Annotated in this window: 15 protein-coding genes; all 15 read left to right on the top strand. The window is 32.8% G+C overall.

The genetic code is table 11. The features are described 5' to 3' along the window. Positions 1-27 precede the first annotated feature (27 nt). The 15 genes from EQM13_RS13140 to trxA all read left to right on the top strand — a co-directional run bounded on the left by EQM13_RS13140 (position 28) and on the right by trxA (position 14,527). Positions 28-1,218, top strand: a complete 1,191-nt coding sequence (locus tag EQM13_RS13140; protein ID WP_071139982.1) for a glycine C-acetyltransferase — start codon at positions 28-30, stop codon at positions 1,216-1,218. Between the two features lie 97 nt (positions 1,219-1,315). Next, positions 1,316-1,597, top strand: a complete 282-nt coding sequence (locus EQM13_RS13135; protein WP_071139983.1) for a DUF503 domain-containing protein — start codon at positions 1,316-1,318, stop codon at positions 1,595-1,597. Between the two features lie 9 nt (positions 1,598-1,606). Beyond that, on the top strand, positions 1,607-2,257 hold the full coding sequence (gene nth / locus EQM13_RS13130) for an endonuclease III (RefSeq protein ID WP_071139984.1): 651 nt from the start codon (positions 1,607-1,609) through the stop codon (positions 2,255-2,257). A gap of 77 nt (positions 2,258-2,334) precedes the next feature. Then, positions 2,335-4,302: a cell division protein FtsA gene (locus EQM13_RS13125; RefSeq protein WP_240662934.1), complete on the top strand. Its 1,968-nt coding sequence runs from the start codon at positions 2,335-2,337 to the stop codon at positions 4,300-4,302. 77 nt (positions 4,303-4,379) lie between these two features. Beyond that, positions 4,380-5,798: a VanW family protein gene (locus tag EQM13_RS13120; RefSeq protein ID WP_128752937.1), complete on the top strand. Its 1,419-nt coding sequence runs from the start codon at positions 4,380-4,382 to the stop codon at positions 5,796-5,798. 50 nt (positions 5,799-5,848) lie between these two features. Then, complete coding sequence (locus EQM13_RS13115) at positions 5,849-6,556, top strand: DUF2225 domain-containing protein (RefSeq protein ID WP_240662933.1); 708 nt, start codon at positions 5,849-5,851, stop codon at positions 6,554-6,556. A gap of 79 nt (positions 6,557-6,635) precedes the next feature. Further along, positions 6,636-7,868, top strand: a complete 1,233-nt coding sequence (locus tag EQM13_RS13110; RefSeq protein WP_128752936.1) for an esterase/lipase family protein — start codon at positions 6,636-6,638, stop codon at positions 7,866-7,868. A 104-nt stretch (positions 7,869-7,972) separates the two neighbouring features. Further along, positions 7,973-8,938, top strand: a complete 966-nt coding sequence (locus EQM13_RS13105; protein WP_128752935.1) for an ABC transporter substrate-binding protein — start codon at positions 7,973-7,975, stop codon at positions 8,936-8,938. A gap of 19 nt (positions 8,939-8,957) precedes the next feature. Beyond that, entirely contained in the window at positions 8,958-10,007 is a 1,050-nt protein-coding gene (locus tag EQM13_RS13100; protein WP_206172701.1) for a FecCD family ABC transporter permease, read from the top strand. A gap of 18 nt (positions 10,008-10,025) precedes the next feature. Further along, positions 10,026-11,285, top strand: a complete 1,260-nt coding sequence (locus EQM13_RS13095) for an ABC transporter ATP-binding protein (protein ID WP_071139990.1) — start codon at positions 10,026-10,028, stop codon at positions 11,283-11,285. Between the two features lie 137 nt (positions 11,286-11,422). Further along, on the top strand, positions 11,423-12,250 hold the full coding sequence (locus EQM13_RS13090) for a Cof-type HAD-IIB family hydrolase (protein ID WP_071139991.1): 828 nt from the start codon (positions 11,423-11,425) through the stop codon (positions 12,248-12,250). 52 nt (positions 12,251-12,302) lie between these two features. Continuing rightward, entirely contained in the window at positions 12,303-12,770 is a 468-nt protein-coding gene (gene trmL, locus EQM13_RS13085) for a tRNA (uridine(34)/cytosine(34)/5-carboxymethylaminomethyluridine(34)-2'-O)-methyltransferase TrmL (RefSeq protein WP_071139992.1), read from the top strand. Between the two features lie 14 nt (positions 12,771-12,784). Then, positions 12,785-13,165, top strand: coding sequence for a GrdX family protein (locus tag EQM13_RS13080; RefSeq protein WP_071139993.1), 381 nt, complete (start codon positions 12,785-12,787; stop codon positions 13,163-13,165). A 74-nt stretch (positions 13,166-13,239) separates the two neighbouring features. Then, positions 13,240-14,184 carry a thioredoxin-disulfide reductase gene (gene trxB, locus EQM13_RS13075; RefSeq protein ID WP_071139994.1) on the top strand — a complete coding sequence of 315 codons (945 nt, stop codon included), beginning with the start codon at positions 13,240-13,242 and terminating at the stop codon, positions 14,182-14,184. 25 nt (positions 14,185-14,209) lie between these two features. Continuing rightward, positions 14,210-14,527: a thioredoxin TrxA gene (gene trxA / locus EQM13_RS13070; RefSeq protein ID WP_071139995.1), complete on the top strand. Its 318-nt coding sequence runs from the start codon at positions 14,210-14,212 to the stop codon at positions 14,525-14,527. The last annotated feature ends 61 nt before the right edge of the window (positions 14,528-14,588 follow it).

Below are 14,588 nucleotides of genomic sequence, written 5' to 3'. Positions count from 1 at the left end.
ACCTTTTTATTTTAAGGAGGAAAAAAGATGGAAAATGTTCATGAACTTAAATTTTTAAAGGAAAAGATTCAACAACTTAAGGATCAAGGTGTTTATAGAAAATTACCGGTACTTCAAGGCCCAAGTGATGCGGAAGTAATGCTTAACGGAAAAAAAGTTATTAATCTTTCTTCCAACAATTATTTGGGGTTTGCAAATCATCCAAGGCTTAAAAAAGCAGCTATTGAGGCTGTTGAAAAATATGGAGCAGGAACCGGAGCCGTAAGGACTATTATAGGAAACATGGATATTCATGAAGAACTTGAAAAAATTCTTGCTGAATTTAAGAGGGAAGAAGCAGCATTTGTTTATCAGTCCGGATTTAATTGTAATGCAGGAACTATTCAAGCCATAACCGAAGAAGGAGATTTAATTGTTTCCGATGAGTTAAATCATGCTTCCATTATTGACGGTTCAAGATTGAGCAAAGCTAAAAAAACTATTTTTAAACATTCGGATATGGACAGCTTGGAAGAGGTACTTAAAACCAATAGGGATAAATACAGGAATATACTTATTATCACTGATGGAGTATTCAGCATGGATGGTGATATTGCTAAACTTCCGGAGATAGTAGAATTAGCTGAAAAATATGAGGCAATGACTTATGTGGATGATGCTCATGGTTCCGGAGTATTGGGAGAAAGCGGAAGAGGAACGGTTGATCATTTTGGACTTCATGGAAGAATTGACTTTTCTATAGGAACTTTGTCTAAGGCTATAGGAGTATTGGGAGGTTATGTAGCAGGAAGCAATACTATGTATGAATGGCTAAATCATAGGGCAAGACCTGTATTGTTCAGTACATCTCTCCCTCCCGCAGCAGTAGGTGCTATCATTGAAGCCATTAAAATGCTTATGGAATCTACCGAATATACAGATAGATTGTGGGATAATGCCAAATACTTCAAAGCAAAACTCGGAAAATTAGGATTTAATACAGGCCATAGCCAAACTCCGATTACTCCTGTAATAATAGGAGAAGAATCGAAGACAATGGAGTTTAGCAGGGAATTATTTAATAACGGAGTATTTGTATCAGGAATAGTATTTCCTACAGTTCCGAGGGGAACCGGAAGAGTAAGATGTATGGTAACGGCCGCTCATACTAAAGAGCAGCTTGATAGGGCGGTAGATGCCTTTGAAAAAGTCGGGAATAAAATGCATATAATTGGGTAATTAAAAAGAGGGGAAATCCCCTCTTTTATTTTTTTCATAAATAGTCTAATATATAATTATAATATATAGAGTAATAAACATATGTGAGGAGGCAAAAATGGTTATAGGTGCTTGTACCTTAAAGTTACAAATATTTGAATCGAACTCCTTAAAGGATAAAAGGCATGTTATTAAAAGCATAATAGGGAAAATTCAATCCAGATTTAATGTATCAATTGCCGAATTAGATTTAAACGATAGCTGGCAGGTCTCAATAATAGGCTTTGCTTGTGTTACGAATAATACAAATCATGCTAATCAAATGGTTTCCAATATAATAAAATTTATAGATGGAGATAGCAGAATGGAAATTATTGATTATAATATTGAAATATTGTAGGTGATAAATATGAATAAAAAATTGACAGATAAAGAAATAAAGACTGTGTTGAATATTTTAGAAAACACATATCCTGAAGCAAAATCCGAACTAAATTTTTCAAATCCTTTTGAGATGCTTATTTCAACAATTCTTTCAGCTCAATGTACGGATAAACAGGTAAACAAAGTTACAGAAAAATTGTTTCAAGAATATAAATGCCCTAAAGATTTTTTATCTCTTTCTGAAGAAGAGCTTGGGGAAAAGATAAAAAGCTGCGGATTTTATAAGAATAAAAGCAAAAATATTTTAGGTACATGTAAGATGTTAGAAGAACAATATAATGGGCAGGTGCCTGATGACAGAGATGAATTGATGAAACTGCCCGGAGTCGGAAGAAAAACAGCTAACGTGGTTATTTCAAATGCTTACAAAAAGGATGCTATAGCTGTGGATACTCATGTTTTTAGAGTATCAAACAGAATAGGCCTGGCGGATAGCAACGATGTATACGAGACGGAAATGCAGTTGATGAATAATATAGATAAGAAAATGTGGTCTAAGGCACACCATCTTCTCATTTTTCATGGCAGAAGAATATGTAAATCGAGAAAGCCTTCTTGTGAAATCTGTCCTATAAATGAATACTGCCTTTATTACAAAGATAATATCAGAGAATAATTTCACATGAGAATGTTCGCTATAGAGAAATTATAAAAAAGAAAGGATTGTTTTCAATGCTAACTTTTGATAAAGGGATGAATGATTTAATATTTTCTTTGGACATAGGAACAAGAACTGTTATAGGTATAGTAGGAAAAATAACGGAAAATGGTAAATTTACCATACTCGCAAATTCCATTATGGAACATAACAGAAGAAATATGTATGACGGACAAATCCATGATATTGAAGGGGTAACTAAAATTGTTACTGAAATTAAAAAGGATTTGGAAAGCAAATTGGGGATTCAGCTAAAAAAAGCCTCTATAGCTGCTGCGGGAAGGTCATTGATATCTCAAAAAGTAAGATTGGATAAAGATATTGATGCTACAATGGAAATAGATAAAAATATGGTTGGAGCGTTGGAACTGGAAAGTATTCAGAGGGCTCAGGAATATATAGACAAGGAGAAAAGCAGAGAAAAATTAAAATATTATTGTGTGGGATATAGTGTAATGAGTTATTACTTAGATGGTGTTTATATGGAAAAGTTGGAGGGACATAAGGGGAGCACTATGGGTGCTGAAATTCTTGCTACTTTTCTTCCTCAAATAGTGGTGGACAGCCTCTATTCAGTAGTAATCAAGGCGGGGCTGGAAGTTGAAAATATAACCTTGGAGCCAATTGCAGCTATTAATGTTGCTATAGCCGAGAGTTTAAGGCTTTTAAATTTAGCTCTTGTGGATATTGGAGCGGGAACATCCGATATTGCCATAACAAGAGACGGCAAGATAATAGCTTATGCCATGATTCCCATAGCCGGAGACGAGATAACCGAGGGTTTATGCAAGACTTATCTTTTAGATTTCAATTCAGGAGAAAAACTGAAAATTGAACTTAACAAGAAAGACAAGCATGAATTCTCTGATGTTGTAGGCGTTACCCATAAGATTTCAACGGAGGAAATAATCGGTTCCATATCAGATACTATAAATTATTTGGCAAAAGAAATAAGTGAAAAGATACTTGAATATAACGGGAAAGCCCCAAGTGCGGTGTTCCTTATTGGGGGAAGCAGTCAGCTCCCTAATTTGAAGGAGAGTATCAGCGGATATTTAAATATTCCCAAGGAAAGAGTAGTTGTTAAAAATGCGGACTCTATAGATAATGTTGAAGGATTAACAGGAAGATTGAAAGGGCCTGACATTATTACTCCAATAGGAATTGCAATGGAAGGAATAAATAATACAAACCAGAATTTCTTAAAAGTTTATTTGAATAGGGAAGAAATAAGAATTTTTAATACGGAAAATATAAAGGTTTCTGATGTACTTATTCTCGTTAATTTTGATCCCAGAGATTTAATTCCCTATATGGGAGAAGAAACTTCTTTTTATGTAAATGGAAACAAGAAAGTTATTAAAGGAGAAGCCGGCGTTCCTTCGATTATATATGTAAATGATAAAATTGCAAATTTGAATACGGTTCTTAGAAATAATGATGAAATAAATATTACCAAAAGTATGAAGGGCAAGAAAAAAGAAGTATATCTTTTTGATTGTATTCCAATGGGAAGAATGGTAACTTTAAATAAAAGGGAGATAAGTTTGATTTCTGATGTAAAAGTTAATGATATACCAATCAAAGAAAATATTAAAATAAAAGATGAGGATAAAATTGAATATAAAGAAATAGGATATCTAAGAGATTTGATTCAGTATATGAATTTAACGGATTCAAATTTAGAGCTTTATGTCAATGGAGAAAAAGCTGATGAAAATTATTTACTGAAAGATAATGACGTAATTTTGACGAAAGATTTTAATTTGGACGATAAAGACAAAAATTCTTCACATAAAAAGATATATCTAAATATCAATGGCAAGAAAGAAGAGTTTGAATATAATAAAAGTGAGTTTGTTTTTGTTGATATTTTTGATTATATAGATTTTGATTTGAAAAACCCCCAGGGAAGATTAATCTTGAAATTAAATAATAAAACTCCCGAATATATGGAAAGATTAAAAGATGGAGATCATATTGAATTATACTGGGAGAAATAAATTTTATCTTCTGTTTTTTCCTTTTAATACATATCATAATTTTAGTAAAAGCAATATAGAAAAGATGGAGGTTTGTCATGGAAAAAACAAAAATAAAAAACATGCTTTTGATTATACTTGGAATTATAGTTATAATATTTGGAATAGAATTTTTTGTTTTATATTCTAAGTTGAATACTAAAACAATATATGAAGGGGTAAAGATTAACAACTATGACGTAGGAAATATGAATGAGGAACAAGCCTTAAAATTTCTTCAGGACAAGTTGGAAAAACAAATAGAAGAAAAAAATATGACTCTGAGATATGAAAATAAGACGTATAAAATCATGTTGAAAGATTTGGAATTTAATTATGATTATAAAAAGGGAGTGGAAGAAGGACACAATATTGGAAGGAGCGGTTCTGTTTTAAAAAGAATTAGGGATATATATGATACTAAAAAACATGGTGCAGAAATAGAGCTTCAATGGACATATAATCCCCAGAAGATAAAAAAAACAGTTGAAGGAATTGCTCAGGCTATAGATATGGAAGGAAAAGATGCCGATATTTCTTTTAACGGAAAAAATTTTTCAATTACGGAAGAAACAACAGGAAGAAAAGTAAATACGGAAAAACTGATTAAAGATATTGAAAACAATATGAATGATTTAAAGGAAATAACCATTGATGTTGAACAATCAGTTCCGACGAAGACCAAAGCTCTTCTGTCAAGGATAAACGGTGTTATCGGGGAATTCTCCACTTCTTTCAAGGGGAGCAGCAGGGATAGAATCGAGAATATTACTATATCTGCCAAATCAATAAATAATAAAGTGATTATGCCTAAAGAATCCGTTTCTTTTAATAATATTACAGGCCCGAGGGACAAAAAATTCGGATATAAGGAGGCAAATGTCATAGTATCGGGAGAGTTTACTCCCGGAGTGGGAGGCGGAGTGTGCCAGATGTCTACAACCCTTTATAATGCTTTGGTCCGTGCCGATATAAATATAATGGAAAGGCATCATCATTCCATACCGGCGACCTATGTAAATTACGGCCATGATGCGGCGGTTTCATATGGATATTTGGATTTGAAATTTCAGAATGAATTTGATTTTCCCATATATATTTATACGAGAGTTTCCGGCAGCAGAGTATATGTATATATTTATGGAGATAGAAATGTTAAAGACTATGATATTGATTTAGTTTCAGATCCGGTTGAAAAAGTTCAGGCTCAAGAAGAGACGGTTGTTGATACTTCATTAAAACCGGGGACTAAACAGCTGGTTCAAAAAGGTAGAAACGGGTACAAGGTGAAAACCTATAAAGTTGTTTCAAAAAATGGGGAAGTAACAAAAAAAGAGCTTATTACTTCAGATTTCTATACACCTAAAAATTATATATACAAAGTAAACCCACAGAAGGAAGATGCATCCAATACCTTTACAGAGGAAGAAAGTTTGGACAGTTCTCATATAGAAGAAGAAATACCGGAGGATCAATAAACTTCACGGATTTGTACAAATGATTAATAAATTAGGAGGAATATAATTAATTGGTTGACAAAACAATGATATACGAAAAAAAAGTTAAATGTCCCGTATGCAATAAAGAATTTATGACGACTAAAGTTAAAACATCTAAACTAAAACTTGTGAAAAGAGACGAGGATTTTTTAAATTATTATAAGGGAGAAGAACATCCCTTAAAATATGAAGTGTTTTTATGTCCGTTTTGCGGATATGCTGCTATGGAGAAGAGATTTGATAAAATAAAGCCTTCCGGGAAGAGTATTATATTGAGAAATGTAACTCCTAAATGGCACAAAAGAGATCTGAAACCAGAAAGATCTTTCGAAGATGCGGTAAATATTTATAAATTAGCTTTATATTGCGGAGAAATTATAAAGAAGAGTAAAGTTGAATTGGGAAATATTTGCTTAAGAATAGGCTGGCTGTATAGAATACAGGGAATTGATAATGAAGAGAAAAGATTTCTAAGATACGGAAGAGATCTATTTGAAGAATCTTATTATAAGGAAGATTTAAGGGAGAACGGCTATGATGAGGTAACTTTATCATATTTAATAGGAGAATTGTCAAGAAGGCTTGGAGAAAATGAAAAGGCATTGAATTGGTTCAATACGGTATTTACCGTTTGCAGAAACAATAAAAATCCTGTTATTGAAGAAATGGCGAGGGATCAATGGAATCTGGTAAGGGAAGGAAGAGCCCAAAAAGCAAATACAACTGATAATGAATGAAAATCAGATTTAAAAAATATTATTCTAAACCATAGTTAAAAAGAATATCCTGGTAATAAAAATTAATGGAGGAGTGTATATGGATAATCCTTTAATATTTATACCGGGACTTTTTGGTTCTATGGGAAACGATGTTATAAGGGGAACAGGAGAGTTCTCCTTTGGATTGGCTTCAAAGATATATGTTCCCTTTATAAAAACCCTTTTAAGCATGGGATATATAGAAAATCAGAGCCTGTTTATAGCTTTTTATGATTGGAAGAATACATGTGAATTCTCAAGTGAAAAATATTTAATTCCGACCATTGAAAAAGCCAAGAGGATCTCCAGCAGCAAGAAGGTAAATTTAATTTGCCATAGTATGGGAGGGCTGGTAGCGAGAGCATATATTCAAGGGAAAAGATATAGAAATGATGTAGATAAAATTATAATGATCGGAACGCCTAATTCAGGTGTTGTTAAATCTTATTATTTTTGGGGAGGAGGTAAGATTCCTTACTTTGATTTGGAAGAAAACCTCTTGTATAAAGGATTTAAAGCAGGACTTGGAATATACTTTAAGATTTTTAAGAAAATGGATTATGTGAATTTGCTAAGGGAGACCTTTCCGGGAGTAAGGGATTTGCTTCCAAGCAATGAGTATGGGAATTATTTGATACTGAAAGGTCAGGAAAAGGATAAATTCATTCCTGTAAGGAATATGAACAGTCAAAATGTTTTTTTAAACGATCTTTCAAAAGAAAGACTTAAAAACTTTGAAACTTATCTGATATCGGGCATTGGAAAAAGGACAAGCAAATATTTAACTGTAGAATATGACAAATACAAAAATGAATGGACTGATGGAAAACCTGAATTTGCATTGGTTACAAATTTGGGAGACGGAACCGTAACTTTAAACAGTTCTTCTGCTTTTTGTGGGGAAAAGATAGAAATTAAAGGAGACCATGGGGATATCCTCTGTGGGTCAAGAGATTATATATCCGATATTCTTGGAAAAAGAAGAGCAGCCGAAATACCGACTGAGAAGATGGAGTGTATATATGTTCTCATTTCTTCAAATATCAATAGGGCAGATATAGCTGCTAATATGGAAGATTCCAAAATTTCAACGCAATTTTTAGAAGAAAATCATTATTTATCATTTCTGTATGCTGATAAAAAAGAAGATTTCAATATTTTTTTAAATCCCATAAAAGAAAAAGATGCCAGAGCTGTTCTTATTTATATTGATAATAAAAATGAAATCAAAATATTATTTAATAAAAACATTAATAAAAAAGTATTTTTAACCAAGGAATCCTTGATTTAGCCCTTTCAATTTGATAAAATTTTATTTGATTAAGAGTATTATTCTACCGGTGATTTTCGGGAAGGAGATGAAAAGATAATTTTTTTAAATAGGAGGAATAGATTATGAAGAAGAACGGCATTAAATCGTTGTTTTTGATTTTTATGACGATAGTATTGATATTTTCCTTTGGAACGGGCTGTACAAAACAAGATGCCGAAAATGAAAAAGGCAACTCGGAAAGTGAAGAGAAAACTAACAAGGAAGTTAATTATCCTTTAGATATAACAGACCAGTTTGGAAATAAAGTTACAATCGAAAAAGAGCCCAAAAGAATTGTGTCTTTAGCTCCAAGCCATACGGAAATTCTTTTTGCATTGGGATTAGGAGAAAAAATAGCCGGAGTTACAGATTTTTGTAATTATCCTAAAGAAGCTTTATCTAAAGAAAAAGTTGGTTCTTACCAAAATATAAACCTTGAAAAAATTATTAGTTTGGAACCTGATTTGGTAATACAGTACGGACAAGGAAATGAGGAAACCAATAATAAGATGAGAGAAGCTAAAATAGCTTTAGTGTCCTATGAACCGGAAAACGTATCGCAAATTGAGGATACTATTGTTGATATAGGTAAAATAACAAATACTGAAGAAAAAGCCAAGGAGATTGTATCTTCGATGGAAAAAAGAAAAGATGCTGTAGTGGAAAAGGTTAAAAATGCGAAAAAAATAAGTACCTTTTATGAAATATGGTATGACCCTTTGATGGCTGCAGGTCCGGGTTCATTTATGGACGAACTGATAAACTTGGCTGGGGGGAAAAATATCGCGGGAGACGCAGCGGAAGGATATCCTCAATTTGATTTAGAGCAACTTGTTGAAAGAAACCCTGATGTGTATTTGGTTTCAAAGGACAGTAAAGAAAAAACCACTGATTCCATTAGGAAAAGACCTGGGTATGAGGATATAAATGCAGTTAAAAATGACAGAATTTATCTTTTAGATCCGGATATAGTTTCAAGACCTGGTCCGAGAATAATAGATGCCCTTGAATTAATAGCAAAATCAATACATCCGGAACTTTTCAAATAATAAATAAAGCAGGTATATTATGAGACTTAAGATGAATAGAAAGAATTACGGGAAAATTATATTATTAATGTTTATATTACTTATTCTTTTAATTGCTGTTTTTTCCACAATGGGAAGTGCAAATATTAAAGTTGTAGATACTGTGAGGATAATTTTATCAGAAATTCCTGTATTGGGTGATAATATAGATACATCGGATATATCTGATTCTTCCAAAATTATTATTCTCAATATAAGGCTCCCCAGAGTACTTTTGGGAGTTATCGTGGGGGCAGCCCTTTCAATATCGGGAGCGGCGTTTCAGGGAATATTTAAAAATCCCATGGCGGATCCCTATATCATAGGAATATCTTCAGGGGCGGCTCTGGGAGCCGCTATAACCATAGTGGCGAAGATTGATTTTAGTTTGCTGGGAATGTCTTCTGTCTCCATTGGAGCATTTATAGGAGCGATTGCCGCGGCTTTTTTGGTTTATTTTATTTCACGAGTTAAAAATAAAATACCGGTAGATAACCTTCTGCTTTCGGGTGTTGCAGTAGGACAATTTTTTACGGCTGTTATGTCTTTTATAATGGTGATAAATTCCAAGGATATGTCCAAAATTATATTTTGGACTTTAGGGAGCTTTTCCGGCAAGGGTTGGGAACCATTTTTAAAAACTTCTCCTCCGGTTATAATATTTATGATTATTCTTACTTTTTTTGCAAAAGATTTAAATATAATACTTACGGGAGAAGAGGCAGCTCAAAGTTTGGGGGTGGAAGTTGAGAAAACCAAAATTTATATACTTGTTATATGTGCTTTTATAACATCTTCGGTAGTCTCAGTATGTGGTATAATAGGATTTGTAGGGCTTATAATTCCTCATATTGTAAGGCTCATTGTAGGTCCGGATCATAGAATACTTCTGCCCAGCTCGGCTCTTGTAGGAGGAATGTTTATGATATTTGCAGATACGGTAGCGAGAACTGTAATTTCTCCTACTGAAATACCTGTAGGAATTATAACCGCTATGTTTGGAGGGCCGTTTTTTATTTACTTATTGAGAAAAAGGAAAAAAACCGTATAGATTTCAGGAGTGAAAGAAATGACTTATGTTTTGGAAGTTAACAACTTAGAATTTGGATATATGGAAAATAAAAAAGTATTAAATAACGTATCCTTTAATATAGAAAAGGGGAAGTTTGTAAGTATAATCGGACCCAACGGCTGTGGGAAAAGCACTCTCATTAACAATCTGTGCAATATATATAAGCCTGATAGTGGGAAGGTATTGTTGGATGGGAAGAACATAAGGGAATACAAGACAAAGGAATTATCAAGGAAGATATCCCTTGTTCCTCAGAATACATATATTCCTTATGATTTTTCCGTGTTTGATGTAGTTCTTATGGGCAGATATCCTTATATCAGCAGATTTCAAAATGAAAAGGAAAATGATTTGGAAATCGTCAATGAATGTTTGAAACTAACTAATATATTTGAATTGAGAGACAGAAGTATAAACAAAATAAGCGGAGGGGAAAGACAAAGAGTAATTATTGCAAGAACACTGGCTCAAGAATCGGAAATAATATTTTTGGACGAACCTACAAGTCATTTGGATATAAACCATCAAATAGAAATACTTTCTCTTTTAAAAGATTTTAATAAAAATAAAGGAACTACTGTTGTATTGGTAATCCATGATATTAATTTGGCTTTAAGATACAGCGATGATATAATACTTATGGACAAAGGGAAAATATTATCTCAAGGAGTTCCAAAGAACGTCATAACCAGAGAAAACATAAAAAAAGCCTATAATTTAAATTCAATAGTTGAAGAAAACCCTTATACTGACAGCATTTATATAGTACCTCTTCAATTAAATAAGGCTGAAGAGAAAATTAGAAAGAAAAAGATTCATGTAATAGCTGGCGGAGGAACGGGAGGAGAAATATTAAGCAAATTGGAAGAAGCGAATTTTGATATTACTTTGGGAGTTATAAATATAGGAGACAGTGATTGGAAGCTGGCAAAGAGGTTATCAATAAAAGTGATAGAAGAGCAGCCTTTTAATGAAATAGGAGAAATTGCTTTTGAAAAGAATATGAAATCCATAGAAGAATCTGAAATAGTAATATTAAGTGATGTGCCTTATGGAAGAGGAAATTTAAAGAATCTTCAGAGCGCCTATGAAGGATTAAAAATGGGTAAAAAAGTATATTTAATACAAAAGTCCAAAGGCTATAAGAGAATGGACTGGACGGAAAAAGAAGAGGGAGAAAAACTTCTGTTTCAGATGAAAAAAGATGGACTCATCATATTAAATAGTATAGAAGATTTTATTAAGATACCCGGTTGATACCTTTTAGTTCTTATGAATTGATTTATTTTTATTAGGAAATCATTTTCATTTAATTATTATTTAAGATTTGGTTTAAATTTTTACTAATTTTATGCTATACTTTATTTGTTCAAAATTATTAAGGAGGTATATCAATGAGGTATAAGGTAATTGCAATAGACATGGATGGGACTCTTTTAAACAGTAAGGAACGGATATCTGAAAAAAATAAAGATGTTATAAGAAAAGCCGAAAAAAGAGGAATAAAAATAGTTCTTGCTACAGGAAGAATATTTACTTCGGGACTGCATTATGCCAAAGGTTTGGGGATAGATACTCCGATTATATCTTGCAACGGCGGATATGTATCAAATCAGGATGGTTCACAGGTCCTATATAAAAATCCCATTCCCACTGAGATTGGTGAAAAAGTATTTGAGGTTGGGAAAGAGGAAGGCATGTATTACCATTTTTATAATGAGAATACTTTCTTTTCAACGGGTATGACTAAGGCAACTTTAAAATATTATGAGAATAATCAAAGCCTGCAAGGTAAAGATAAAATAAATATTGAAGTAGTCGATAATCCTGTTGAAGTTATAAGAAATAAAAATATCGATATATTTAAAATTACTTTTATTGAGGATGATAAAGATAAATTAATGTCTTTCAGAGAAAAAATATCTCGATTAAACGGAATTGAAATTGCAAGTTCTTGGTATAACAATTTTGAAGTTATGAATGAAGGAGTGTCCAAAGGGACCGCTCTCAGAGAATTATGCAATATCTTAGGAGTAAAAAAAGAAGAAGTTGTGGCAATAGGAGATAATGAAAATGATATATCCATGTTTAGATTTTCGGGATTGTCTGTTGCAATGAAAAATGGAGTGGAAATAGCAAAGAAAAGTGCAGATGTTATAACCGACACAAATGATGAAAACGGAGTAGGAAATGCTATTGAAAGATACGTTCTTAATAATTAGATTTATAATTGAAAATTTAATGTAAAATACAATTTTGGAAAGAAGAGATAGTATGTCTGTACACATAGTGCTTGTGGAACCGGAAATTCCTCAAAATACAGGAAATATTGCAAGAACTTGTGCTCTTACAAAATCAATTCTTCATTTGGTAAGACCTCTTGGGTTTTCCACTGATGATAAACATTTAAAAAGAGCTGGTCTTGATTATTGGAATCTTGTAAATATAAATTATCATGATAGCATTGAAGAACTTTTAGATAAATATGATAGAGAGATGTTTTTCTATGCAACTACTAAGGGAAAGCAAAGATATACGGATATGAAGTATTTTGATAATTGTTTCTTAGTATTTGGCAAGGAGACAAGGGGACTTCCTATGGAGTTGTTGTCTAAAAACTGGGACAGGACTATTAGAATTCCCATGAGATTGGAGATTAAAAGATCTTTAAACTTATCTAATTCGGTAAATATTATTCTTTATGAAGCTTTAAGACAATTGGATTTCCCCGGAATTGGTTAGTAAGGAGAATTTATATGAAAAAATTTTTTATATTGACAAACAACCCAATGGTGAGAGATAGATATTATAAAGAGTTTGAAGTACAATATTTCAGTGTTGATTTATTGGGTATATTAAAATATGCAAGGGATAAGATTCATTTAGGATATAAACTTGGGACTCATCCTCTGTCAGGAAGCGTAAAGCCAAATGAAACTCCATATAAATCTATTATTATGTGCTATGGAGATGCACTTGACTTGGATTCCCTCTCAATTATTGAAAACAGTATTATGACTGCTGAAAAGTTTTTGAAGGGAAAAAGGCCTTGTAAATGGAATGAAAGTGTCCTTAAGGATTTTCAGATAATAGATTTATCCCTTATGAACTCTGCAATAAAGGATAATTTATTTTAAAAATTAATTTTTTTTAACATTGATAGATTTAATTATTATAATGACATATAGTATATGTTGGGAGGGATGTAAGGATGAAAGAAGTTTATGATTTAATAATTATCGGGGCAGGGCCTGCCGGATTATCTGCCGGACTATACGGTGCAAGAGCCAAGCTAAATGTACTTATAGTGGAAAAAGAGAAATCCGGAGGACAAATTGTGATGACAGAAGAAGTTGCTAATTATCCGGGTTCTATAGAAAATGCAAGCGGACCGTCTTTAACCGCCAGAATGGTTCAACAAGCAGATGCATTTGGAGCTGAAAGAACTCTTGATACGATAACGGAAGTTCAAATTGATGGAAAGATAAAGGTACTTAAGGGAGAAAAAAGGAATTATAAAGCAAAGGCAGTAATAATAGCAACAGGTGCAAAATCCAAACCGATTGGATGCCCTGGAGAAAAAGAATTCACGGGGAAAGGGGTATCATATTGTGCTACTTGCGATGCCGACTTTTTTACGGATCTGGAGGTATTTGTAGTAGGAGGAGGAGATGCGGCTGTAGAAGAAGCTATGTATCTTACTAAGTTTGCAAGAAAAGTAACAATAATTCACAGAAGAGATAAATTAAGGGCGGCTAAATCAATTCAGGAAAAGGCTTTTAAGAATCCCAAGATTCAGTTTTTGTGGAATGCAGCTGTTAAAGAAATAAAAGGCGATGGAGTAGTACAGTCTATGATTGTAAAAAATACAATAACGGGAGAGGAAAAAGAAATATTTGCAGATGAAGACGATGGTACTTTCGGCATATTTGTGTTTATTGGATACAATCCTGTAACTCAGCTCTTTGAAGGAATATTGGACATGGAAAGAGGTTATATAAAAACCGATGAAAATATGAAAACGAATATTCCCGGAGTATTTGCGGCGGGAGACTGCAGGGTGAAGTCATTGAGGCAAGTAGTTACCGCAACATCCGATGGGGCAATAGCAGCTGTTGAAGCTGAAAAATATATTGCGGATACATTTGATGTTTAAATATAATAAAGAGGAGGAATAAATAATGTTAAGTCTTGACAAAACTAATTTTGAAGAAGAAGTATTAAAGTCAAAGGGTTATGCATTGGTAGATTTTTGGTCTCAAGGTTGTGAACCATGTAAGGCATTAAAACCTCATGTTGAAGAAATGGAAAAAACATATGGTGATAAGATTAAATTTTGTGAATTGGATATAACGAAAGCAAGAAGAGTCGCTATAGGGCAAAAGGTTTTGGGATTACCTGTAATAGCTATATATAAAGACGGAGAAAAAATTGATGAAAAGATAAAAGATGATGCTACCGTAAAATCTGTAGAAGAGATGATCAAAAAATATATTTAATTCAAATTGTTTTTAATTCCTTCATGGAATTAAAATATATATTTAAACAACTAAGGAGGTG

Source organism: Acidilutibacter cellobiosedens (genome assembly GCF_004103715.1).
Lineage (GTDB): Bacteria > Bacillota > Clostridia > Tissierellales > Acidilutibacteraceae > Acidilutibacter > Acidilutibacter cellobiosedens.
This window is presented reverse-complemented; position numbering and strand designations above follow the sequence as displayed.